The sequence below is a fragment of the Nitrosomonadales bacterium genome (genome assembly GCA_016716325.1).
Classification (GTDB): domain Bacteria; phylum Pseudomonadota; class Gammaproteobacteria; order Burkholderiales; family Gallionellaceae; genus Gallionella.
Map to the genome: position 1 here is coordinate 669252 of JADJWO010000001.1, position 21650 is coordinate 690901.

The 21650-nt window shown below is 61.1% G+C and carries 24 protein-coding genes; 12 read left to right on the plus strand and 12 right to left on the minus strand.

The window, feature by feature from the left end:
- Window positions 1-45: 45 nt before the first annotated feature.
- From radA to IPM27_03065, 3 genes are all read right to left on the minus strand, one after another.
- The gene (gene radA / locus IPM27_03055; GenBank protein ID MBK9160538.1) at window positions 46-1407 is read right to left on the minus strand and encodes a DNA repair protein RadA; all 1362 of its coding nucleotides are present in this window, start codon (window positions 1405-1407) and stop codon (window positions 46-48) included.
- Between the two features lie 115 nt (window positions 1408-1522).
- Window positions 1523-2005 carry a YaiI/YqxD family protein gene (locus IPM27_03060; GenBank protein MBK9160539.1) on the minus strand — a complete coding sequence of 161 codons (483 nt, stop codon included), beginning with the start codon at window positions 2003-2005 and terminating at the stop codon, window positions 1523-1525.
- A 111-nt stretch (window positions 2006-2116) separates the two neighbouring features.
- Window positions 2117-2635: a transposase gene (locus IPM27_03065; protein ID MBK9160540.1), complete on the minus strand. Its 519-nt coding sequence runs from the start codon at window positions 2633-2635 to the stop codon at window positions 2117-2119.
- Between the two features lie 329 nt (window positions 2636-2964).
- Between IPM27_03065 and IPM27_03070 the strand changes: the two genes are divergently transcribed.
- Window positions 2965-4902, plus strand: coding sequence for an ATP-dependent DNA helicase (locus tag IPM27_03070; protein MBK9160541.1), 1938 nt, complete (start codon window positions 2965-2967; stop codon window positions 4900-4902).
- Here IPM27_03070 and IPM27_03075 read toward each other — a convergent pair.
- Together IPM27_03075 and ompR are read right to left on the minus strand one after the other, a co-directional pair.
- Entirely contained in the window at window positions 4877-6172 is a 1296-nt protein-coding gene (locus IPM27_03075) for a HAMP domain-containing protein (protein MBK9160542.1), read from the minus strand. The genes IPM27_03070 and IPM27_03075 overlap by 26 nt on opposite strands.
- Window positions 6172-6891, minus strand: coding sequence for a two-component system response regulator OmpR (gene ompR / locus IPM27_03080; protein MBK9160543.1), 720 nt, complete (start codon window positions 6889-6891; stop codon window positions 6172-6174). The genes IPM27_03075 and ompR overlap by 1 nt, the downstream gene beginning before the upstream one ends.
- A gap of 171 nt (window positions 6892-7062) precedes the next feature.
- Between ompR and IPM27_03085 the strand changes: the two genes are divergently transcribed.
- Entirely contained in the window at window positions 7063-7653 is a 591-nt protein-coding gene (locus IPM27_03085) for a DUF3106 domain-containing protein (protein ID MBK9160544.1), read from the plus strand.
- 41 nt (window positions 7654-7694) lie between these two features.
- Here the strand turns inward: IPM27_03085 and IPM27_03090 are convergent, their stop codons facing one another.
- The 6 genes from IPM27_03090 to rluD form a co-directional block, all read right to left on the minus strand.
- Window positions 7695-7871 (minus strand): DUF3330 domain-containing protein, encoded by a 177-nt coding sequence (locus IPM27_03090; GenBank protein ID MBK9160545.1) that lies wholly within the window; start codon window positions 7869-7871, stop codon window positions 7695-7697.
- Window positions 7872-7953: 82 nt separating this feature from the next.
- Window positions 7954-9033 (minus strand): polyphosphate kinase 2, encoded by a 1080-nt coding sequence (gene ppk2, locus IPM27_03095; GenBank protein MBK9160546.1) that lies wholly within the window; start codon window positions 9031-9033, stop codon window positions 7954-7956.
- A 102-nt stretch (window positions 9034-9135) separates the two neighbouring features.
- A complete protein-coding gene (gene rimO / locus IPM27_03100) occupies window positions 9136-10464 on the minus strand; it encodes a 30S ribosomal protein S12 methylthiotransferase RimO (GenBank protein ID MBK9160547.1) in 1329 nt (442 codons plus the stop codon).
- 16 nt (window positions 10465-10480) lie between these two features.
- Complete coding sequence (locus IPM27_03105; GenBank protein ID MBK9160548.1) at window positions 10481-11248, minus strand: ZIP family metal transporter; 768 nt, start codon at window positions 11246-11248, stop codon at window positions 10481-10483.
- A gap of 73 nt (window positions 11249-11321) precedes the next feature.
- Window positions 11322-12056 (minus strand): peptidoglycan editing factor PgeF, encoded by a 735-nt coding sequence (gene pgeF, locus IPM27_03110; protein MBK9160549.1) that lies wholly within the window; start codon window positions 12054-12056, stop codon window positions 11322-11324.
- Window positions 12043-13038 (minus strand): 23S rRNA pseudouridine(1911/1915/1917) synthase RluD, encoded by a 996-nt coding sequence (gene rluD / locus IPM27_03115; protein ID MBK9160550.1) that lies wholly within the window; start codon window positions 13036-13038, stop codon window positions 12043-12045. The genes pgeF and rluD overlap by 14 nt, the downstream gene beginning before the upstream one ends.
- Here rluD and IPM27_03120 point away from each other — a divergent pair.
- The 3 genes from IPM27_03120 to IPM27_03130 all read left to right on the plus strand — a co-directional run bounded on the left by IPM27_03120 (window position 13037) and on the right by IPM27_03130 (window position 15300).
- Entirely contained in the window at window positions 13037-13834 is a 798-nt protein-coding gene (locus IPM27_03120) for an outer membrane protein assembly factor BamD (protein ID MBK9160551.1), read from the plus strand. The genes rluD and IPM27_03120 overlap by 2 nt on opposite strands.
- Window positions 13831-14376 carry an NUDIX hydrolase gene (locus IPM27_03125; protein ID MBK9160552.1) on the plus strand — a complete coding sequence of 182 codons (546 nt, stop codon included), beginning with the start codon at window positions 13831-13833 and terminating at the stop codon, window positions 14374-14376. The genes IPM27_03120 and IPM27_03125 overlap by 4 nt, the downstream gene beginning before the upstream one ends.
- A 66-nt stretch (window positions 14377-14442) precedes the next feature.
- Window positions 14443-15300 (plus strand): VacJ family lipoprotein, encoded by an 858-nt coding sequence (locus tag IPM27_03130; GenBank protein MBK9160553.1) that lies wholly within the window; start codon window positions 14443-14445, stop codon window positions 15298-15300.
- 63 nt (window positions 15301-15363) lie between these two features.
- On the opposite strand, the gene htpX is transcribed toward IPM27_03130, so the two are convergent.
- On the minus strand, window positions 15364-16248 hold the full coding sequence (gene htpX, locus IPM27_03135; GenBank protein MBK9160554.1) for a protease HtpX: 885 nt from the start codon (window positions 16246-16248) through the stop codon (window positions 15364-15366).
- A gap of 336 nt (window positions 16249-16584) precedes the next feature.
- Between htpX and IPM27_03140 the strand changes: the two genes are divergently transcribed.
- Genes IPM27_03140 through IPM27_03170 form a run of 7 tightly spaced genes read left to right on the plus strand, consistent with a single transcriptional unit; the run spans window position 16585 to window position 21641 of the window.
- Entirely contained in the window at window positions 16585-17277 is a 693-nt protein-coding gene (locus tag IPM27_03140; GenBank protein ID MBK9160555.1) for an ABC transporter ATP-binding protein, read from the plus strand.
- The gene (locus IPM27_03145; protein MBK9160556.1) at window positions 17274-18401 is read left to right on the plus strand and encodes an ABC transporter permease; all 1128 of its coding nucleotides are present in this window, start codon (window positions 17274-17276) and stop codon (window positions 18399-18401) included. The genes IPM27_03140 and IPM27_03145 overlap by 4 nt, the downstream gene beginning before the upstream one ends.
- Before the next feature lie 2 nt (window positions 18402-18403).
- Window positions 18404-19174: a hypothetical protein gene (locus tag IPM27_03150; protein MBK9160557.1), complete on the plus strand. Its 771-nt coding sequence runs from the start codon at window positions 18404-18406 to the stop codon at window positions 19172-19174.
- Window positions 19175-19176: 2 nt separating this feature from the next.
- Window positions 19177-19956 (plus strand): metal-dependent hydrolase, encoded by a 780-nt coding sequence (locus IPM27_03155; GenBank protein ID MBK9160558.1) that lies wholly within the window; start codon window positions 19177-19179, stop codon window positions 19954-19956.
- A gap of 23 nt (window positions 19957-19979) precedes the next feature.
- The gene (locus tag IPM27_03160; protein ID MBK9160559.1) at window positions 19980-20591 is read left to right on the plus strand and encodes a cytochrome b/b6 domain-containing protein; all 612 of its coding nucleotides are present in this window, start codon (window positions 19980-19982) and stop codon (window positions 20589-20591) included.
- A 10-nt stretch (window positions 20592-20601) separates the two neighbouring features.
- Window positions 20602-21219, plus strand: coding sequence for a hypothetical protein (locus IPM27_03165; protein ID MBK9160560.1), 618 nt, complete (start codon window positions 20602-20604; stop codon window positions 21217-21219).
- A gap of 14 nt (window positions 21220-21233) precedes the next feature.
- The gene (locus IPM27_03170; GenBank protein ID MBK9160561.1) at window positions 21234-21641 is read left to right on the plus strand and encodes a DUF1924 domain-containing protein; all 408 of its coding nucleotides are present in this window, start codon (window positions 21234-21236) and stop codon (window positions 21639-21641) included.
- Window positions 21642-21650: the final 9 nt, after the last annotated feature.

The following is a 21650-nucleotide window of genomic DNA, read 5'->3' on the forward strand; positions in this document are numbered from 1 at the left end:
GAGAAATACTCAAGAATTATGCGGCCTGCAAACGGACGGGGCAGCTCAACCGCGCATCCGCTCGACCGCCTGCTCGACGCGCTCCACCGCGATGACCTCGATGCCGGCGATCTTCTGTTTCGGCGCGTTGGCTTTCGGGATGATGGCCTGAGTAAAGCCCAGCTTGGCGGCCTCGCGCAGGCGTTCCTGGCCGCGCTGCACCGGACGCACCTCGCCCGCCAGTCCGACTTCGCCGAACACCACCAGTTTCTCCGGCAGCGGCCGGTTGCGCAAGCTGGAGACCATCGCGAGGATCACCGCCAGATCCGCACCCGGCTCGGTGATCTTCACGCCGCCGACCGCGTTGATGAACACGTCCTGATCGAAACAGGCGATACCGGCATGGCGGTGCAGCACCGCCAGCAGCATCGCCAGCCGGTTCTGCTCCAAACCCAGCGACAGGCGCCGCACATTGGGCGAATGCGCCTCGTCGAGCAGCGCCTGGATCTCCACCAGCAGCGGCCGCGTGCCTTCCTGCGTGACCATCACGCACGAACCGGCGACCTGCTCGCCGTGTTGCGACAGGAACAGCGCGGAAGGATTGCTGACTTCGCGCAACCCCTTCTCGGTCATCGCGAACACGCCGAGTTCGTTCACCGCGCCGAAGCGGTTCTTGAACGCGCGGATCAGCCGGAAGCTGGAATGGGTATCGCCCTCGAAATACAGCACGGTATCGACGATGTGCTCCAGCACGCGCGGCCCGGCCAGCGCGCCCTCTTTCGTCACATGCCCGACCAGGATCATGGTGATGCCGCTGCTCTTGGCGATGCGCGTCAGTTGCGCCGCGCATTCGCGCACCTGTGCCACCGAGCCCGGCGCGGACGTGAGCTGCTCGGAATACACCGTCTGGATCGAATCGATCACCACTATGTCCGGCTTGTCTGCCGCGATGCTCGCCTGGATCCTTTCCAGTTGTATCTCGGGCAGCAGGCGCAGGCTGCGCGCGTCCAGCGACAGGCGCCTGGCGCGCAGTGCGATCTGCTGCGCCGATTCCTCGCCGCTGACATACAAGGTGTTCTGCTTGTTCGACAGATGCGCCAGCACTTGCAGCAGCAGCGTGGATTTGCCGATGCCCGGGTCGCCGCCGATCAGCACCACCGCGCCCTCGACCAGCCCGCCGCCCAGCACCCGGTCGAACTCCTCGATGCCGGTCGGCGTACGCGGCACTTCCGCCGCCTCGACTTCGGAGAGCATCTGCACACGGCCCGACGCCGCCAGCGCGCTGAAACGGTTGCCGCCCTTGGTGACGGTCTCCGCGACCGACTCGATCAGGGTGTTCCACTCCATGCAATGCGGGCACTGCCCCTGCCACTTGGGGGTCTGACCGCCGCACTCGGTGCAGGAATAGATCGTTTTTGCCTTTGCCATGCCGTCTCCAGGAATGTTGCGCACAATAGCGCACATCAAAATCGCGGCGCAAGGCGAACTGTTGCACCAAAATTATCGATTCGCCGAACATCCCCTCTCCCTTGCAGGGAGAGGGCTAGGGAGAGGGTAAAAACGTGGCCGTTCCACTACCCCTCGCGTACTTCGCCAGAAACCGGTCCAGTTGATTCGCGAACGCCTGGCGGTCGCTCTGGTTGAATGCCGGAGGCCCGCCCGTGTCCACGCCGCTGCCGCGCAGGTTGTCCATGAAATCGCGCATCGTCAGCCGCTCCTGAATGGTGTCCCTGGTATAAAACTCCCCGCGCGGATTCAATGCATGCCCGCCTTTCGCGATGACCTGCGCGGCCAGCGGGATATCGGCGGTGATCACCAGATCGCCCGGCGCCACCAATTCGGCGATCTTGTTGTCCGCCACATCGAAACCCGCCGGCACCTGCATCGCGCGGATCACCTTCGATGGCGGGCAATACAGCATCTTGTTCGCCACCAGCGTCAGCGGTATCTGCCGCCGCTCCGCCGCGCGAAACAGGATCTCCTTGATCACCTTCGGACAGGCGTCGGCGTCTACCCAAATCTGCATAAATTCATCGGCTCTTGTAGGGTGGATAAGCGCAGCGCATCCACCATTCTGTTCTGGCGTAGGGTGGATAAGCCCCGCGCATCCACCATTTTTCAAAACACACCCCATCCATCATTCGCAATCCATCCCAACTAGGGTTGCCGGTTCGCTCGCACCCCATGATTCCTCATACCACCCCTTGCTCACCGCATTGCCGAACGACGACCATGCCCAATCGCCGGGGCGGTTCACCAACCCGTGTTTCACCGGATTGTAATGAATGTAATCCACGTGCCTGCGCCAGTCCTCCTCATCGCGAATGGCATGTTCCCAGAATCTGCGCTGCCACACCATGCGCTCGTTGCGCGCATTGGTCGCGGTGCCGATCTGGCGCGAAGCCGCCTTCTTGATCTCGCGCCAGCGCGAAGAGAAATCGGCATCGCCTTCCGGCATGCGCCAGATACAGTGCAAGTGTTCGGGCAGGATCACCATCGCGTCGATCTCGAACGGACGGGTTGCCATCACCTTGCGGAATGCCTGCCTGAGCGCTTCGACGCGATTCTCATCGGTAAAGATCGGGACGCGATTGAAGGTGACGACGGTAAAGAAGTAAATGCCGCCGGGGAGATAGGCCCTGCGATAGTTGCTCACGTTGCGTCCCTTTTCATCAGGTTGGTGGATGCGCTGCGCTTATCCACCCTACGGGACTAAGGCAGCAAGCTGCCAAGTCACTGGTTATCGCTATGCTCAACCCATCCTACCGCGCTTGGTGGATGCGCTACGCTTATCCACCCTACAGAACTGTGGGGCGCAACAAGCCTGTTCATGAGCGTAATCAAAGGTTGTAGTGGATTGCACCGCTTGCCATGGATCCAGGATGATGCGGCAATCGAACGAATCATTACGCATCGCTGCTGCCATCGCGTAAAATCCCTGCCGCACTATAACGCCGCTCCCATCAAATAACCATATCCCCAACCGTGTCCCTCGAAGTCGAACGTTTCTTTTCCGAGCAAAGCCCGCTAGCCACCGAGGTCGCGTCGTTCCGTCCGCGCGCGCAGCAGCGCGAGATGGCGCTGAAGGTGGCTGAGGCGATCAAGGACAACGCGATCCTCGTCGTCGAGGCCGGAACGGGGACGGGCAAGACCTTCGCCTACCTGGTACCCGCGCTGCTCAACGGCGGCAAGGTGATCATCTCGACCGGTACCAAGAACCTGCAGGACCAGTTGTTCCGGAAAGACCTGCCGATGGTGCGCGACGCGCTCAAGGCTCCGGTGTCGGTGGCGCTGCTCAAGGGGCGCGCCAATTATGTGTGCCATTACCATCTGGCGCGCACCGAATCGGACGGGATGTTCAAGACGCGCGAGGACATCAAGCATCTGGGCAAGATCAAGCACTACGCCAAGGTCAGCGACTCGGGCGACAAGGGCGGGTTGGCCGACGTGCCGGAGAATGCACCGATCTGGATGACCGTCACCTCGACGCGCGACAACTGCCTGGGGCAGGAATGCCCGAACCACAAGGAATGCTTCGTGCTCAAGGCGCGCAGCGAGGCGATGCAGGCGGACATCGTGGTGGTGAACCATCACCTGTTCTTCGCCGACGTGATGCTGCGCGACGAGGGCGTGGCCGAGTTGCTGCCCGCCTGCAACACGGTGATCTTCGACGAGGCGCACCAGTTGCCGGAGACGGCCAGCCTGTTCTTCGGCGAGACCCTGTCCACCACGCTGTTGCTCGACCTGGCGCGCGACACGCGCATCGAGGCGGCGGCATCGGCCAAGGATTTTGCGCCGCTGCCCAAGGCCTGCGACGAATTGGACAAGGCCGCGCGCGACCTGCGGTTAGTGTTCAAGAAGGAAGGCCGGATGCCCGCCCTGGCGACGGAGAATTTCAAGGAGTTCGCGCCCGCGCTGAAGACCCTGGGCGAGAAATTGGCCATGCTCTCCGGCCTGCTGGAGAAACAGGCGGAACGCAGCGAGGGGCTGGACAATTGCTGGCAACGCGCGCAGGCATTGGCACAACAGTTGAATGAATGGCAAAAAGGCGACGAACCGGGGCAGGTGCGCTGGCTGGAAGTGTTCCATCACTCGCTGCAACTCAACACCACGCCGTTGTCCATCGCGGACATCTTCGAAAAACAGATCGATGGCAGCGCGCGCGCCTGGATATTCACTTCCGCGACGCTGGCGGTGAAACAGGATTTCTCGCACTACCAGGGCGAGATGGGGCTGCTCAAGGCACAGACCGCCTGCTGGGACAGTCCGTTCGACTATGGCACGCAAAGCCTGCTGTACGTCCCGAATAACCTGCCCGAACCGAACAGCGAAGGCTATACCGGGGCGGTGGTACAGGCCGCGTTACCGCTGATCGAGGCCAGCAGGGGCCGCGCCTTCCTGTTGTTCACCAGCCTGCGCGCGATGCAACGCGCCCACGACTTGCTGGTCGCCGAGTTCGACATGCGCGGCTGGGACTATCCGTTGATGCTGCAGGGCGAAGGCTCGCGCAGCGAGTTGCTGACGCGCTTCCGCGACCACGGCAACGCGGTGCTGCTGGGCAGCCAGTCGTTCTGGGAGGGCGTGGACGTGCGCGGCGAGGCTCTGTCGCTGGTCGTCATCGACAAGCTGCCGTTCGCCCCGCCGGACGACCCGGTACTGGCGGCGCGCATCGAACAATTGAAGAAACAGGGGCGTAACGCGTTCATGGAATACCAGTTGCCGCGCGCGATCATCAACCTCAAACAGGGTGCGGGGCGGTTGATCCGCGATGAGACCGACCGGGGCGTGCTGATGATCTGCGACCCGCGCATCATCGGCAAACACTACGGCAGGCGCATCTGGCAGAGCCTGCCGCCGATGAAGCGCACCCGCGAGGAAGCGGAAGCGGTGGCGTTCTTCAACCGGCCGACAGGATCAACCTAGCCTCCAACCCGCCGCCGTCACGGTCGTGCAGGCCGAATGTCCCGCCATGCAGGCGTGCCGCACGTTCGACGATAGCCAGCCCCAACCCAGCCCCGCCCGCATCGCCACGCGCCACATCCAGCCGGACGAACGGACGCTTCGCCGTTTCACGCTGCGCATCGGGTATGCCCGTTCCGCGATCCATGACCGACAGAACGAGCGTGTCCTGTTCCCGGGCGAACCGCACGGTGATCTCGCCGCCGCCGTATTTGACGGCATTATCCAGCAGGTTGGCGAGCGCGCGTTTAAACAGCAGCGGGCGGATGTTCTGTTGCAGGAGCGGCGGCAATTCGAGCGTCAGCGATACGGCCTGCGTACGGAAACGTTGCGCAACTTCGCGTATCAGCGCGGAAACATCGGTCGGTGCGACCGCTTCGTTCTCGTCGAGGCGGGCATAGTCGAGAAACTGCCGGATCACCGCATCCATCTGCTCCACATCGGCGGATAACCCCTCGCGCAGCGATTCGTCCGCGCTCAGTTCAGCCGCAAGCCGCACGCGCGCCAGCGGCGTACGCAAGTCGTGCGAGATGCCGGCCAGCACAAGAGCGCGCTCACGCTCGTTGGCGGTCAGGTCGGCGGACATCTGGTTGAAGGCGCGCGACAGCGTGACGATCTCTTGCGCGCCGCGTTCCGGAAGCGGCTCCGGCATCTCCCCACGCCCCGTCTGCTGCGCCGCCCGTACGATCCGTTTCAACGGCTGCGCCACCTGGCGCGCGATGAGGTAGGCACCGGCCAACGCCAGCAACAGCACGATGCCAGCCCATGTCAGCAACATCTGGGAAACAGGATGCTCGATGCGTTCGCGCGGCAGCGCCAGCCAGAACTCGTCTTCGCCGATGTGGAAGCTCACCCACAGAGCCGCCTCGCCGTTACGGACTGCCGCGAAGCGGGTGCCGTCGCCCAACCGCTCGCGCACCTCCTCCATCATCCGGCGCAATTCGGGCGGATGGTCCGGCATCGGAACCAGCACATCCGATGCGTCGGACAACTGGACGCGCATCCCTTCGGAATCGCGCAATTCCGCAAGCAGCGCGCCGCGCCATTCCGGAGCGGAGGACAGTACGGCGGCACGCGTCAGGTTGACCGTGGACACAACCAGTTGTGCCATCTGCTTTGCGCGCGGCTCCTGTACCGCATGACGGAACATCGCCACCGATGCGGCGAACGACAGCGCGATCAGCACCACGATGAGCAGGAAGGCGCGGACCAGCAACGTCTTCGGCACGAACATCAAGACTTCACCCCATCAGGCACAAAAACGTAACCATGTCCCCACACCGTCTGGATGAAACGGGGTTTGCCCGGATCCGGTTCCACCAGCTTGCGCAAGCGCGACACCTGCACATCGATAGCACGGTCGAACGGGTCATGGTCTCGGCCGCGCGCCAACTCCATCAGCTTGTCGCGCGACAACGGCTGTCGCGGATGCGTGACCAGCGCCTTGAGCAGCGCGAATTCGCCGGTGGTCAGCGCGACCGGCACGGCCGCCCGGATCAGCACGCGCGTGGCCAGATTCAGCTCGCAATCTCCAAAGGCAACGATCTTTTCCTCGGTATCGGGTGCGCCGATCGGTTGCGTACCCTTGCGGCGCAGCACCGCGTTGATGCGTGCCAGCAGTTCACGCGGGTTGAACGGCTTGGGAAGATAGTCGTCCGCGCCCATCTCCAGGCCGATGATGCGATCGACCTCGTCCCCCTTGGCGGTAAGCAGGATCACCGGCACGTTCTCCCCCGCCGCGCGCAGCCTGCGCAGGATGGCAAGACCGTCCTCGCCGGGCAACATCAGGTCGAGCACCAGCAGGTGGTAACGGTTCAGCCGCAATGCCTTGTCCAGTGCGTTGCCGTCCGCCACCGCCTTGGCCGTGAAACTCTGCTCGGAAAGGTAGCGCAGCAACAACTCGCGCAGGCGCGCGTCGTCGTCGATGATCAGGATGCGGTAAGGATTGTCCATGACTGCATGATAAACGTGACGGCCGGCAAAGCTGTAAGGAATTGTCAGTCAACAGCACGATTGAAACAAATATTTACATCTTCCGGTTTGGTCAAAACACTTCGTTTACAGTTTAATCGCATCATGCATCCCAGCCCATCCGGGCGTACGACAAACACAAGGAGTAAAACCATGAACCCCATCCTGAAAGCCCTGATCGCCGCCGGTATTGCCGTCTCCTTCAGCCTGAACGCGCTTGCCGCAGAGGTTGCGCCGGCCGGCTCTGTCCCTTATGTGAAGGAACACATGCAGCGCATGGAACGCATGAAGTCCATGACTCAGGAACAGCGCGTAAAGGAACGCGAGGCGATGCGCAAGGAAATGCAGAACCTGACGCCGGAGCAGCGCGCCGAACACCGCAAGGCGATGCGCGAATACCGGGACGACATGTCACCCGAAGAACGCAAGGAGATGCGCGAAAACAGGCGGGAAGAGATGAGAAACATGTCGCCGGAACAGCGTGCGGAACGCCGCAAGGAAATGCGCGAGTACTGGAACAACATGCCGCCGGAGGAACGCAAGGCCATGCGTAACAAAATGCGCGAGGACATGAGGAACATGTCCCCGGAAGAGCGCAGGGAACACCGCAAGGAGATGCGAGAACGTTTCGACAAGATGTCGCCCGAAGAGCGTCAGCAGTTCAAGCGTGACCTGGGCAAACCGTGCGGCGGGCAGCGTTCGATGGAAGATTGCCCGATGGGCGGCCCCGGACCGGCGCGATGAGAAGTCGCTCTGCCCACCCGGGTGGGCAGAGCGAAGACACCTTACTTCTTGCCTGATTCCTCGCTCTGCTCCTTCCATTTTGCGTAGCATTCCAGCCCGCAAAAATGGGCAACATAGTCTTCGGCCTCAGAAATCTTCGCTTCGGACAGCGGAACCTCCCTGGTACAGACATCGCACGGGATTTTTTCGACTTCCGGCAAATCGCGTTCTTGGGACATGACGCACCTCCTTTGCTTGGTGTTCCACGTCTGTCCAGACTAGCGCCGTTTCTCCGTCACGGCAAGCCGTATCCATTCCTCCCTAGAACTTCGTAACCAGGTTTTCTTCGCTGGACAGCACTTGCGAACCCGACCCGACCAGATGCGGATCTGGAGCAGTCACCACATGCAGGTCCTTGCCGGGATACGGCAGGCTGTGCAGGAAATGCTTCATACAATTCAGTCGGGCGCGCTTCTTGTCGTCGGACTTGATGACCACCCACGGCGAATCGGCGGTATCGGTGTGGAAGAACATCGCGTTCTTCGCCTCGGTATACTCGTCCCACATATCCAGGGATTTGATGTCGATGGGTGAAAGTTTCCAGTGCTTGAGCGGATCGTCACGGCGCGAGACGAAGCGGCGCAATTGCTCTTCGCGACTCACCGAGAACCAGTATTTGTACAGGTGGATGCCGCTGTTGGCCATCATGCGCTCGATCTGCGGCGTCTGGCGCATGAACTCAAGATATTCGTTTGGTGTACAGAAGCCCATCACGCGCTCCACACCGGCCCGGTTGTACCAGGAACGATCGAAGAACACCATTTCACCGGTAGTAGGAAGATGCTGGATATAACGCTGGAAATACCACTGGCCGCGTTCGATATCGGAAGGTTTTTCCAGCGCCACGGTTCGTGCCGCACGCGGATTCAGATGTTCCATGAATCGCTTGATCGTGCCGCCCTTGCCTGCGGCATCACGGCCTTCGAACAACATCACAATCTTCTGCCCGGACTCTCTCACCCAGCTCTGCACCTTCAGCAATTCAATCTGCAGTTTCGCTTTTTGCGCCTCATACTCTTTGCGGCGCATCCGCGTCCGGTAAGGGTAGCTGGCTGGCAAAGGGGCGTAATCGCTGTTCTCGTCGCTTCCATGCGGGGCGTGCGCCACCTTGAGTGCGGCAGGTTCGTGGCTCACCGCCTCGATCTCTGCGACAACGGCAAGATCAGGCGTTTTCTTTTTTGTCACTCGGGTTGTATTTCGCTTGGCATGTGCGGGGCTGGATGATGCGGCAGAAGTACCCGCGTTCTTTTCATCGATCTTTGCAATGCCCGCCGCTTCACTGGATCCAGCTTTGGATTGGGGTTCGGAAACAACCTTTCCGGATGTTTTTTGCGCAACCATTTCAACACTCCCTAGTCATCATTCATCGAAAGCGGAAAATTTTACTCCTGAAAAATCGTTCTGATAAGAGGTTAGATCCACAAAAAAAACAATCTGGGCCGGCTAACTCCGCAGGGTTTCCGCCCACAGATCGTGCTCGTCGGAATCTGTAACAACGACCTCGGCAAAGTCGCCGACTTGTAACTGCTGGCCGTTGTCGATGTAGACCAACCCGTCGATCTCCGGCGCATCCGCAGAACTGCGCGCGATGGCGCCATCTTCGTCCACCTCATCGACCAGCACCGTGATGGCCTTGCCGATCTTGCGTTTGAGCCGCTCCTCGCTGATCTCTTCCTGCAACAGCATCAGCCGCGCGAGGCGTTCCTGCTGAACCTCCGGCGGAATGTGATCGGGCAGGTCATTGGCTGCCGCTCCCTCGACCGGGGAGTAGGCAAAGGCGCCGACACGATCCAGTTGCGCTTCCTCGATGAAGTCGAGCAACTCCTCGAATTCCTCTTCGGTCTCACCGGGGAAGCCGACGATGAAAGTGCTGCGCAGCGTCAGGTCAGGACAGGTCTCGCGCCATTGCCTGACGCGCGCCAGCACATTCTCGCTGCTGCCCGGACGCTTCATCAGCCGGAGGATACGCGGGTTGGCATGCTGGAACGGTATATCCAGGTACGGCAGTATCTTTCCTTGCGCCATCAGCGGGATCACTTCGTCCACGTGCGGATACGGGTAGACGTAATGCAGCCGCACCCATGCGCCCAATTCGCCCAGTGCGGCGGCCAGTTCGGTCATGCGCGTCTTCAACGGCCGTCCGCCCCAGAAGCCGGTGCGGTACTTCACGTCCACCCCATAGGCCGAGGTATCCTGCGAAATCACCAGCAACTCCTTGACACCTGCATCGACCAGTCGGCGCGCCTCCTCCATCACATCGCCGACCGGGCGGCTGACCAGGTCGCCGCGCAGGCTGGGGATGATGCAGAACGTGCAGCGGTGATTGCAACCTTCGGAAATCTTCAGGTAGGCGAAGTGCTGCGGCGTAAGACGGATGCCCTGCGGCGGCACAAGGTCGGTGTAGGGATCGTGCAACTTCGGCAAGTGCGCATGCACCGCGTCCATCACCTCGTCGGTCGCGTGTGGGCCGGTCACCGCCAGCACCCTGGGATGAGCCTGCCGTACCACATCGCCCTTCGCTCCAAGACAGCCGGTGACGATCACCTTGCCATTTTCTGCCAGCGCCTCGCCGATCGCATCCAGCGATTCCTCCACTGCACTGTCGATGAAGCCGCAGGTGTTCACCACCACCAAGTCGGCATCCTGATAGGAGCCGGAGATCAGGTAGCCCTCGGCACGCAGGCGCGTCAGGATATGCTCGGAATCGACGGTCGCCTTCGGGCAGCCGAGCGAAACGAAACCAACTTTGGCCGGACTTCTGGTTTTACTCATCATGCGCTCTCATCGTTCATTCACCGACCAGCAGTTTGACCAGCAGAATGGACGATACGCCCAGAACGATCAGCACCACCTGTTCCAGCGTGTCGCGCAACCGGGTACGCTTGTGCAGGCCGGGGATCAGATCGGCCACCGCAACGTAGATCATGCTGGCTGCCGCCAGCGACAGCAGCGTAGGAACCGCACTCTGCATGGATTGCAGCGCGAAATAGGCCAGCACGCCGCCCACCAGCGTAGCCAGGCTGGACAGCAGGTTAAGCATCAACGCGCGGGCCTTGCTGTAACCGGAATGAAGCAGGATCATGAAATCGCCGACTTCCTGCGGTATCTCATGCGCGATGATCGCCAGCGCGGTGACGACGCCCAACTTGACATCGACCAGGAACGCCGCCGCGATGATGATGCCATCGACGAAGTTGTGGAAGGTATCGCCGATCATGATCAGCGTACCGCTGCGGCCGTGCGCATTATGTTCGTGCGGTTCATGCACCTCGCAATGGTCATGATGGCAATGCCGCCACAGCAGCAGCTTCTCCATCGTGAAGAACAGCATGATGCCGGCCAGCACCGTACCGCTCACCGCTGCAGCGCTCGTGCCGCGCTCCATCGCCTCGGGCAGGATGTCGAGGAACACCGCACCGAGCAACGCGCCGATGGCATAGCTGACCAGCGCGCTCACCCAGTGCGCGCGCGCGTTCATTGCGAACAACGCTGCGCACAATATGCTCAGTACACCGCCGACGGCACTGGCAGCGACGATCCACAGCAGGACGCTCATGGGAAATTGTTTTGAAAAAGTCGAGGGCGCGGATTATAACGGATTCGGCGGCTCGTACCGGCTGCGCCAAAAGTCACTCCAGCCAGATGAAAGTACCCATCCGCCCGGTCACACCGTCGCGGCGATAGGAAAAGAACGTGTCCCGCTCGCCAGAAGTGCAGCGTCCTCCGCCGTAGACTTGGGTGATCCCCATCGCATTCAGGCGCAGGCGCGCAAGTGCATAGATGTCGGCAAACCACTTGCCTTCATTGCCGGGAACGAACGCGGTCGAGGCCTTCGGGTCGCCATCCACAAAAACTGCGCGCACCTCGTCGCCGACCTCGAACGCCCGCTGACTAATCGCCGGTCCCAGCCAGGCAATCAGGTCCTGCGGTGCGATATCCATCGCTTCGACGGTAGCCTCGATGACGCCCGCCGCCAATCCTTTCCATCCGGCGTGTGCCGCGCCGACCACGCTACCCTGCCGGTCGCAGAGCAATACCGGCAGGCAATCGGCGGTCATCACCACGCATACCGAGCCGAGCCGCCGCGCGATACACGCATCGGCCTGCACACGGCAGCCGGCCATATCGGCATTGGCAACGGCGGTGCCATGCACCTGTTCCAGCCATACCGGCTCGCTGGGCAATACGGTGTTGAGCAACATGCGGTTGCGCGCCACCGCCAGCGGCGCATCCCCGACATGGCTGCCGAGATTGAGGCTGTCGTAAGGTGGCGCGCTCACGCCGCCTTGCCGCGTGGTCTGCAGCGCACGCACATTTTCGGGTGCGGGCCAGTCGGGGAAGATCAGGTGGTCAGCCAGACTCATGAAGCACGTTCCTGATCTGTTGCAACAACCGCGCCATGTCTTCCGGCAGCGGCACTTCCCATTCCATCGTCTCGCCGCTGACCGGATGTTCCAGTGCAAGGCGTGTCGCATGCAGCGCCTGGCGCGGAAATCCGCGCAGCAATTCGCGCAATTCGGGAACACATTTCTGCGGCCCCTTGAGATAGACACGGTCGCCGACAAGGGGATGCCTGATATGCGCCATGTGTACGCGTATCTGGTGGGTGCGTCCGGTTTCCAGCTGGCAACGCACCAGCGTGCAACCGGGGAACCTTTCCTCGACCTGATAATGGGTGGTGGCGGATTTTCCGCCCTCCGTCACCGCCATTTTGACGCGCTGGTCCGGGTGGCGGCCGACCGGTTCGTCCACCGTACCGCCGTGGCGCAGTTCGCCATAGACCAGCGCGAGGTATTCGCGTTTCACGCTGCGCGCCTGCAGCTGGCGCACCAGATGGGTTTGCGCGGTGAGCGTTCTGGCCACCACCAGCAACCCGCTGGTATCCTTGTCTAGACGATGCACGATGCCGGCACGCGGCACGCCTTCCAGTTGCGGCGCATGGTGCAGCAGCGCGTTAAGCAGCGTGCCTTCCCAGTTACCGCTGCCGGGATGGACCACCAGTCCGGCCGGCTTGTTGAGCACCAGCAGCGCATCGTCCTCATAAAGGATATCGAGCGCGATGTCCTGGGCACGGTACGGTTGTTCGGCAGGATGTGACCGAGGCCGGACCTCGAGCGCGTCCCCGCCCCAGACCTTCTGTTTCGGTGTGGCCGATTCGCCGTTCAGGCTGACTTGTTGCTGCACGATCCATTCCTGCAGACGGCTGCGCGAATATTCCGGCAACAATCTGGCCAGAACCTGGTCGAGACGTAGCCCGGCACAATCACCGGGAACCGCGAAATGCAGCACATCGGAAGAATCGGTGTTTACGTTATAATCGCGCAAATTTTTTCCGGGTCGAGTCATGCGCCATAGTTTAGCCGTATTCCTGTTGCTTACGTTAACCGCCTGCAGTTTGTTGGAGCCCCTGCCGGACGGTTCCGAACAAACCAGGCAACTATCCGCCGCCGAAATCTACAATACCGGCAAGGCGGCATTGAACGAGGGCGATTACAGCATTGCAATCAAGCACTTCGAATCCCTGCAAGCGCGCTTCCCCTACGGGCGCTATGCGCAGCAGGCCATGCTGGAAACGGCTTATGCCTATTACCGCCAAGGTGAACCGGAGCCGTCCATTTCCGCTGCCGACCGGTTCATCAAACAATATCCCAACGATCCGCACGTGGATTATGCCTATTACGTAAAGGGGCTGGCCAATTTCAACGGCGAGATCGGCATTCTCAAATCGCTGGGCGGGCAGGATCCGACCGAGCGCGACCCACGGGCAGCGCAGGAGTCGTTTAACGCCTTCAAGGATCTGGTGACACGCTTTCCAGACAGCAAATACGCGCCCGATTCCAGATTGCGCATGCAGTATCTGGTGAACGCACTGGCAAAATACGAACTGCATGTCGCCCGCTATTATCTGCGACGCGGCGCTCATATCGCTGCAGCCAACCGGGCGCAAGGTATCCTGTCGCAATATCCGAACAGTCCCTCGACGCGCGACGCCTTGCAGGTTATGGTGCAAGCCTATGACGCCCTGGGCATGACCGACCTGCGCGACGATGCCAAACGCGTACTGGCCAAAAACAGCGCGCCGGGAAGTGCCGCCTACGATGCCGCCACGACCGGAAAATCCTGGTGGCAATTCTGGAAATGAAATTCTGCCCATCATGCGGAGCTGCGGTCGAGTTTCGCATCCCGGATGATGACAACCGTCCGCGGCATATCTGCAGCGCCTGCGGCACCATTCATTACCAGAATCCCAAGATGGTGATTGCCGCCATCCCAGTCTGGGATGACAAGGTATTGCTGTGCCGCCGCGCCATCGAACCGCGCCACGGCCTGTGGACCCTGCCCGGCGGCTTCATGGAGAATGGCGAGACCACTGCCGAAGCCGCCATCCGCGAAACGCTGGAAGAAGCCAACGCGCGCATCGAGATCGGCGAACTGTTCTCGATGTACAGCCTGCCCTATATCAACCAAGTACATCTTTTGTTCCGCGCCCGCCTGCTCGACCGGGACTTCGGGCCGGGCCCGGAAAGCCTTGAGGTTGGGCTGTTCGGCGAAGCGGAGATTCCCTGGGGCGAGATCGCCTTCCGGCCGATCCGGTTCAGTCTGGAACATTATTTTGCGGATCGTCGCAAAGGCCATTTCGGCTTCCACAGCGGCGAACTTGCCGCGCCACCCGCAGCCGGGTGAAGGCTATTTCCGGAACCGGACAAACCCCCTATAATCGCCATCAATCCAAGCAATACAGACGACACAATGAACCGCATCCTGATCGCACTCGCCGCCATCGCATTGACCGGTTGCGCCTCCACCCACGGCAGCAACCCGGCCGATCCGATGGAGTCTTTCAACCGTGGCGTATACCAATTCAATGACACGCTGGACAAGGCCATCGCCAAACCGGTCGCACAAGGCTACAAGACAGTAATGCCGGAACCCGGCCAGATCATGGTAAGTAATTTCTTCTCCAATCTGGACGATGTCATCGTCACCGCCAACGACCTGCTGCAGTTCAAATTCTCCCAGGCGGCCTCGGACGGTTCGCGTTTCCTGTTCAACACCACATTCGGAGTGTTCGGACTGATCGATGTCGCCAATCGACTGGAAAAACACAACGAAGATTTCGGCCAGACGCTCGGATACTGGGGGGTCGGCAGCGGACCCTATATTGTATTGCCCATACTCGGGCCGAGCACGTTGCGCGATGGAGCCGGGCTGTATATGGACAGCCGTCCGAGCAAGCTGCGCCGTATCACCCATATGCGCACCCGCAACCAGATGTACGTGAGCAAGGCGATCAGCCGGCGCGCCCAGTTGCTGGATCAGGAAAAGGTACTGGACGAAGCGGCGCTGGATCGCTACGCGCTGATCCGCGATGCCTACCTGCTACGCCGCCAAAGTCTGGTATACGACGGCAGTCCGCCGCGCGACGAATACGACGAATGGGAAGACGAAATAGACAGCGAGCAGGTGCCGATCCCGCATACGCCGTCCGCACAGCGCGACCCTGTTCCTGTACCGAAAACAGCCGAAAACTCGACGACCCCATCGGCGACTGCCGGGCATCACGGCATCTTCAAAATGTGGTTTGCACGGAATTCCGGCATACGCTGATTCCACCCGCCACACAAAAAAGGCCTGCGCTATGCAGGCCTTTTCGTTTGAGCCGAGGCGCGGTTATGGACGCGCCGAGCGCAACGCCTCGATGCGCTCGTCCAGCGGCGGATGGGTCATGAACAGTTTGGCAAAACCGTGTCCGCCGGAGATGCCGAACGCGGCCATCTGTTCCGGCAGGGTGGCCTGTTCGTGGTTGATCTTCAGGCGTTCCAGCGCGGCGATCATCTTCTCGCGCCCGGCCAGGCTCGCACCACCGGCGTCGGCACGGAACTCGCGCTGGCGCGAGAACCACATCACGATCACGCTGGCCAGCACGCCCAGCACCAGTTGCGCGGCAATCTCCGCCACGAACATGCCGATGCCCGGGCCGCTGCGCCCGTCGTTCTTGAGCAGCACGCGATCCACAAAAAATCCGAACAGCTTGGACAGGAAGATCACGAAGGTATTGACCACGCCCTGGATCAGCGCCAGAGTTACCATGTCGCCGTTGGCGACGTGGCTGACTTCGTGCGCCAGTACCGCCTCAGCCTCATCCCGGCTCATGTTGCGCAACAGCCCGGTGCTGACCGCCACCAGCGCATCGTTGCGGTTCCAGCCGGTGGCGAACGCGTTCACGTCCGGCGCGTCATAGATCGCCACCTCCGGCATGCCGATACCTGCCGAAAGCGCCTGGCGCTTCACGGTATCCACCAGCCAGCGCTCGGTCGGATCGCTCGGATCCTCGATCACATGCGCCCCGACCATGCGCTTGGCCGACCACTTGGACATCGCCAGCGAGACCAGCGAACCCGCAAAACCGATCACGGCGGACAGCACCAGCAGCGCGCCAAAGTCGATACCGCCGCTCTCGGTCAGCCAGCGATCCACACCCAGCAGGCGCAAGGTGACGCTGATCACGGCGATCACGGCCAGGTTGGTCAATAAGAACAGGAAAATCCGCTTCATAGATTCATCTCTCCATAACATCAAAAAATAGCTGTTCGCAGTTTAGCATCGCGGAACCTCCATACGGGCTATCTGTCGAACCGCGCGATTTCGGCAATCGACCACAATCCGCCACGCGGTGGATGTGGGGGAAACATAAAGATTTTCAAGTCCTCCAGCACATAAATTTTGCGCGGACAACCTCGCGATTGCTTGTATTCCGTCCGATATAATATGCGCCTCTGTGGCAGAAAGATTGAACGTAAGATGAAGAGCGGATTCTGCCGGGCAACCCGCCCGCCTGCCATAGTGGATATATTCGCCCTGCAGGGTCTCCATTAATCCCGGAACGCGTCCATGGACACCGCTTCTGCCCGACCATCCATCCTGAGTATCCGCGACCTGCACCTCCATTTCGATGGAGGAAAGACCAGGGCGCTCGACGGCGTTGACCTCGACATCGCCGAAGGCGAATTCGTCGCCATCACCGGCCCGAGCGGATGCGGCAAGTCCAGCCTGCTGAACCTGATCGGCACCCTCGACATGCCAACTTCGGGCGAACTGTTCTTCCGCGGCCAATCCTATTCCGGGATACCCGACCTGGCATTGTTCAGGCGCCGCAACATCGGCTTCGTGTTCCAGTCGTTCCACCTGATCCCGACACTGACCACGCTGGACAACGTACTGGTCCCGACCATCGGCACGCCGGACGGCGCGACCAGCCACCGCGAACGCGCCCGTGAACTGTTACACCAATTGGGCTTGCAGGATCGAATCGGGCACTTCCCGACACAACTTTCCGGCGGCGAGCGCCAGCGTACAGCCATCGCCCGCGCGATGATCAACAATCCCGCCATGATCCTCGCCGACGAACCGACCGGCAGCCTGGATTCGGCCAATGCCGGCCATGTACTTGACGTGATCGCAGGCATGAGGAAGACGACCCCGCTGACCGTGCTGATGGTCACGCACGACCACGGCGTCTCTGCGCGGGCCGACCGCATCATCCCGATGTGCGACGGCAGGATCGCCGAAAGGATGGCCGCATGAACCTGTTCGGTTTCGCCGTCGGCAACCTGTACCGCAGACCGGCGCGCACCGTGTTGACCTTGTCCGCCATTTCGCTCGGCATCGCCGCCATCGTCGCGCTGACCGCCATCGCCTGGGGATTCGAGGCAAGCTGGCAAAAGGCCAACGATGCGCGCGGTACCGACCTGATCGTGACGCGCCTGGCCAGCCAGAACACCATGCCATCGCCGTTCGTCGCCGACAGGGTACAGCCGGGACTGGCGCAACTCCCGCATGTGCGCGAGGTCGTCGGCCTGCTGAGCGAGATGCTGACCGTCAGCAACGATGCGCCTCCGGTCTTCGTGTTCGGCTGGGAACACGGCAGCTACCTGTGGGACCACCTGAAACTGGTCGAGGGGCGCTGGCCGGCCAACCGCGATGAACCGGCCGTCGTGATCGGCGCGCTGGCCTCGGAAATGCTGCACAAGCGTGTCGGCGACACGGTCGAGATCGAAGGCCAACCATTCGCCGTGACGGGCATCTTCCAGAGCCCGGCGCTGGTCGAGAACGGCGCCCTGCTGATGACGCTGAACCAGGCCCAGCGCGTCACCGACAAGCCCGGCAAGGTCAACATACTGAATCTCCGTCTCGACGCACAAATCTCTGAGGCAGATATCCGGGATATCAAGGAACAGGTCGAGAAGAACATGCCCGGCTTCGTGGCGATCACTTCCGGCGAACTGGTCAGCCAGAACGCCGTGGTACGCATCTCCAAGGCGATGAGCCAGGCCACCATCCTGATCGCCAGCCTGGTGGGCGCACTGGTGGTGTTCAACACCATGCTGATGAGCATCAGCGAACGCACGCGCGAGATCGGCCTGCTGCTGGCGCTCGGCTGGCAGCGGCGCACCGTCGTCAAACTGATCGTCAGCGAATCGGCGATCCTCGCGCTGGCCGGGGGGCTGGTCGGCATCGTGCTCGGCATCGGCATCACATGGGGGCTGGAACATGTCGAACTGATGCGCGGCAAGATCGACGCGGTATTCCCGCTACCCTTCCTGGCCGGGGTGCTCGGCCTGTCCGCGGCCCTCGGCATCTGCGGCGGACTCTATCCTGCGATCAAGGCGGCACGCCTGCTGCCCTCTCACGCATTGAGGCAGGAATAACGATGGTCAGACTGTCATGCCTCCTGATGCTGGCATTCTGCTGCGCGCAGGCCGGTGCCGCACCATCCGATGCGGCGGGGTTGGCTGCCGCGATGCGGCAGGCGCGGCTCTCCGACGGATTCGAGGTACGCATGAGCGTGCAGGTCACCGGGGCAGACAAACGCCTCCGCCCACCCTTCAAGATCGCTGTCATCGGCCAGACCGGCAGCGAATGGCAGCGCCTGCTGATGCGCGGCATTTCGCCGAACGGGATACGCAACCATTTCTTCGCTGCCGACAACCGCAGCGATGGCACGTTCGACGCCATCGAATACGATGAACACGCCTCGGGCAGCACCGAATATGATCCACAGGCCGGTCTGTTCGATTCCGGCATGGTCCTCTGGGATATGTTTGCCCCCTGGTGGAACTGGACGGAACAAACCATTGTCGGAACCGACCGGACTTCTGGGCGCCAATGCGAACTGATCCGTTCTCGCCATGCGAATTCCATTTCACCTGTAAGCGAAGTCGTCAGTTGCGTGGACAGGAAGGAGAGATTGTCCGTCCGGACGCAATTGTTCGATGCTCGCCACAGGTTGTTGCGGACAATCACGGTGGAACGGTCGGTGCGCAAGGAGTCAGGCATGCTGGCAGCAAAAAAATTGTCGGTCATCGAAGCCGATGGAAGGATGACCGAACTCGAGGTCTATGCCGGGGATGAACATTACCGCATCACGCCGGCCACCTTTGCACGACTGGATGCGCGAACCAATGAAAGGAGGCGGAGATAGGGATGCACGGCCTGAAACGCATGGAAACGACCGAAGACCTGTCCGGCGCATGGTGTAACGCCAACGTCGTGACTTCCAGCGTCATGGAAGCGATCAGCTTCGTCACACCCGTGCTGGAAAATTTCTTCATCCGCACGGTCGCCGAAGGCCTCGACAAGCAGCGGCTCTCAACTCTCGACCAGCGCTGCCTGGACTTCATCCGCGAAGAGTCGGCGCATTCCAGCGCGCACCGGAGATTCAACGCATCATTGATCAAATACCTGGGCGGCCCGCCTCGTGGCCTGGCATTGGTCGAATCCCTGCTGGACGGCGCAATGAAACACCTGTCGCTCTCCAGGCGCCTGCTGCTTGCTGCGGCACTCGAACATTACGCGGCGGTCTTGTCCAGGGTATACATGGATCACGAACAACGGATGGATATCCGTTCCGAATTCGCACGTGAACTGTTCGGACTGCACGCCCGCGAAGAGCTTGATCATTGTTCTGTCGTGTTCGACCTGTGGGTCAGCAAAGGGATCGCCGGCTCTGTCGGACGAACCCTGACCATCCTGTTGATCCTGCTCGCGGGATCCGTTTACCTTTCGATCTCCACACCTTGGATACTCCATCGCAAGACCGGCAAACAACCGGGAATCACGCTGGCCGCCCTCGCGAGATTTCCGGTCAGGAACCGCGCGGACATCCATGCCTATTCACCATTACCGGACCTGTTCTCGTTCGTGCGTCGCGACTACCACCCGGACCGGCTGTTCCACGGCGGTCTTGCCGGCACTCATTTTTGAATCGACCGATCATCAGGCGCCACATGTACCAGAAAACCAACCCGATCGAACCTGTCCAGACCGTCAACGTGTGGGACCTGTTCATCCGGATATTCCACTGGACGCTGGTCGCCGGCTTCACGACTGCGTTCCTTTCCGGAGAATTCCACTTCCCGCAGGTTCATGCGCTGACCGGCTATCTGCTGTGCGCCTTGCTGGCGGCCCGGATATATTGGGGATTCACGGGCAGTCCCTATGCGCGTTTCGCTTCTTTCATCTTCCCGCCCCGCGAGACGGTTGCCTATGTCCGCGGAATGCTCAAGGGGCATCCCAGACATTACTTCGGACATAATCCGGCAGGCGCGCTGATGGTGTTCGCCTTGCTGGCGACTCTGACCCTGATACTGGCGACGGGGCTGGTGACCCTGTCGGTGATCGACTTCGAGGGGCCGCTGCTGTTTCTGGCGAACCAGGTCAGCGACGAGTCCAGTTATGCGTTCCGCCGCCTGCACAAGCTGCTTCCCTATGCGGGACTGGCGCTGGTCGCGCTGCACATCGCGGGCGTGGCGGCCGGCAGCCTCCAGCACAGGGAAAATCTGGTCAAGGCGATGTTCACCGGAAAGAAAATGTCGCCATCCGATTCAAACGAAGCATGAGGAAGATCAAATGAGGGGAACCCTATTCATCAAGGCCGCCGTATTCTGTGTGGTGGTGTGGTCAGGCGCCGTATCCGCGCAGGATGGCATGCTCGATCCGCCGCTGTCGTCCGGCGAATACAACAGGAATCTTGAACCGTTCAAGCTGGCAGAAAACGACTCCGTGGTGCTGGTCAGGAAACAGCCGCCCGCCCCCGAAGCGAACCTCCCGGCGTTCGAGCCGTCCGCCTTCTCCGGCAGCAAGGTGCACCAGTACCTCGGCATCGCGACTGCCGTCGCCGCAGCCGCGACATTCCTGACTCATTTCCACCCCTGCGAGGGGCCGAATTGCGGCCCCCAGCCGCCGCGCAGCACGCATGGGCAGCATGCGAATCTGGGCAAGGCCACGGCGGCACTGGCGCTGGCGACCGTCGCCAGCGGCCTGTTGACGCATTGGGATGACTTCCACAAGGAAGACGGCCTCAGCGACCCCGACAATCTGCATGTATTGCTAGGCGTCACGGGCGCGGCACTGATGGCATACGCAATCAACAAGTCGGCGAATTCCACCACAACGCCGACCAGCCATGCCGCGATGGCGGAACTGGGCGCACTCAACATGATTCTGGCAATCAAATTAACCTGGTAATGGAGAACTTGAAAATGAAGAAAACCTGTCTATCGACCATCGCATTGGCTGCTGCGCTGTTCACCGCTTCCACCGCCTGGGCGACCCCGGCGACCGACGAACTACTCACACGCTACACCGCCGAAGGCGCAAGCAGCTTCGACGCGGCACGCGGCGGCAAGAACTGGGAAAAGAAGGTCAAGGGTGAAGACGGCGAAACGATGTCATGCCAGACCTGCCACGGCGAAGACCTCGGCAAGAGCAGCAAGCACCACAAAACCGGCAAGGTCATCGAGCCGATGGCACCGAGCATCAACAAGGAACGCCTGACCGAAGTAAAAAAGATCGAAAAATGGTTCAAGCGCAATTGCAAGGACACTTGGGCACGCGAATGCACTCCCCAGGAGAAAGGGGACTTCCTCAAGTTCCTGCTGGCCAGATAAAGGACCCGA

What these genes read in the sequence shown, in the direction of transcription:
- IPM27_03150 (MBK9160557.1), top strand. Translation starts at nt 18,404, where the DNA reads ATGGTCAGACTGTCATGCCTCCTGATGCTGGCATTCTGCTGCGCGCAG.
- IPM27_03060 (MBK9160539.1), bottom strand. Translation starts at nt 2,005, where the DNA reads ATGCAGATTTGGGTAGACGCCGACGCCTGTCCGAAGGTGATCAAGGAG.
- IPM27_03170 (MBK9160561.1), top strand. Translation starts at nt 21,234, where the DNA reads ATGAAGAAAACCTGTCTATCGACCATCGCATTGGCTGCTGCGCTGTTC.
- IPM27_03085 (MBK9160544.1), top strand. Translation starts at nt 7,063, where the DNA reads ATGAACCCCATCCTGAAAGCCCTGATCGCCGCCGGTATTGCCGTCTCC.
- IPM27_03120 (MBK9160551.1), top strand. Translation starts at nt 13,037, where the DNA reads ATGCGCCATAGTTTAGCCGTATTCCTGTTGCTTACGTTAACCGCCTGC.
- rluD (MBK9160550.1), bottom strand. Translation starts at nt 13,038, where the DNA reads ATGACTCGACCCGGAAAAAATTTGCGCGATTATAACGTAAACACCGAT.
- ompR (MBK9160543.1), bottom strand. Translation starts at nt 6,891, where the DNA reads ATGGACAATCCTTACCGCATCCTGATCATCGACGACGACGCGCGCCTG.
- IPM27_03130 (MBK9160553.1), top strand. Translation starts at nt 14,443, where the DNA reads ATGAACCGCATCCTGATCGCACTCGCCGCCATCGCATTGACCGGTTGC.
- IPM27_03125 (MBK9160552.1), top strand. Translation starts at nt 13,831, where the DNA reads ATGAAATTCTGCCCATCATGCGGAGCTGCGGTCGAGTTTCGCATCCCG.
- rimO (MBK9160547.1), bottom strand. Translation starts at nt 10,464, where the DNA reads ATGAGTAAAACCAGAAGTCCGGCCAAAGTTGGTTTCGTTTCGCTCGGC.
- IPM27_03155 (MBK9160558.1), top strand. Translation starts at nt 19,177, where the DNA reads ATGCACGGCCTGAAACGCATGGAAACGACCGAAGACCTGTCCGGCGCA.
- IPM27_03090 (MBK9160545.1), bottom strand. Translation starts at nt 7,871, where the DNA reads ATGTCCCAAGAACGCGATTTGCCGGAAGTCGAAAAAATCCCGTGCGAT.
- IPM27_03075 (MBK9160542.1), bottom strand. Translation starts at nt 6,172, where the DNA reads ATGTTCGTGCCGAAGACGTTGCTGGTCCGCGCCTTCCTGCTCATCGTG.
- ppk2 (MBK9160546.1), bottom strand. Translation starts at nt 9,033, where the DNA reads ATGGTTGCGCAAAAAACATCCGGAAAGGTTGTTTCCGAACCCCAATCC.
- IPM27_03145 (MBK9160556.1), top strand. Translation starts at nt 17,274, where the DNA reads ATGAACCTGTTCGGTTTCGCCGTCGGCAACCTGTACCGCAGACCGGCG.
- radA (MBK9160538.1), bottom strand. Translation starts at nt 1,407, where the DNA reads ATGGCAAAGGCAAAAACGATCTATTCCTGCACCGAGTGCGGCGGTCAG.
- pgeF (MBK9160549.1), bottom strand. Translation starts at nt 12,056, where the DNA reads ATGAGTCTGGCTGACCACCTGATCTTCCCCGACTGGCCCGCACCCGAA.
- IPM27_03140 (MBK9160555.1), top strand. Translation starts at nt 16,585, where the DNA reads ATGGACACCGCTTCTGCCCGACCATCCATCCTGAGTATCCGCGACCTG.
- htpX (MBK9160554.1), bottom strand. Translation starts at nt 16,248, where the DNA reads ATGAAGCGGATTTTCCTGTTCTTATTGACCAACCTGGCCGTGATCGCC.
- IPM27_03105 (MBK9160548.1), bottom strand. Translation starts at nt 11,248, where the DNA reads ATGAGCGTCCTGCTGTGGATCGTCGCTGCCAGTGCCGTCGGCGGTGTA.
- IPM27_03165 (MBK9160560.1), top strand. Translation starts at nt 20,602, where the DNA reads ATGAGGGGAACCCTATTCATCAAGGCCGCCGTATTCTGTGTGGTGGTG.
- IPM27_03160 (MBK9160559.1), top strand. Translation starts at nt 19,980, where the DNA reads ATGTACCAGAAAACCAACCCGATCGAACCTGTCCAGACCGTCAACGTG.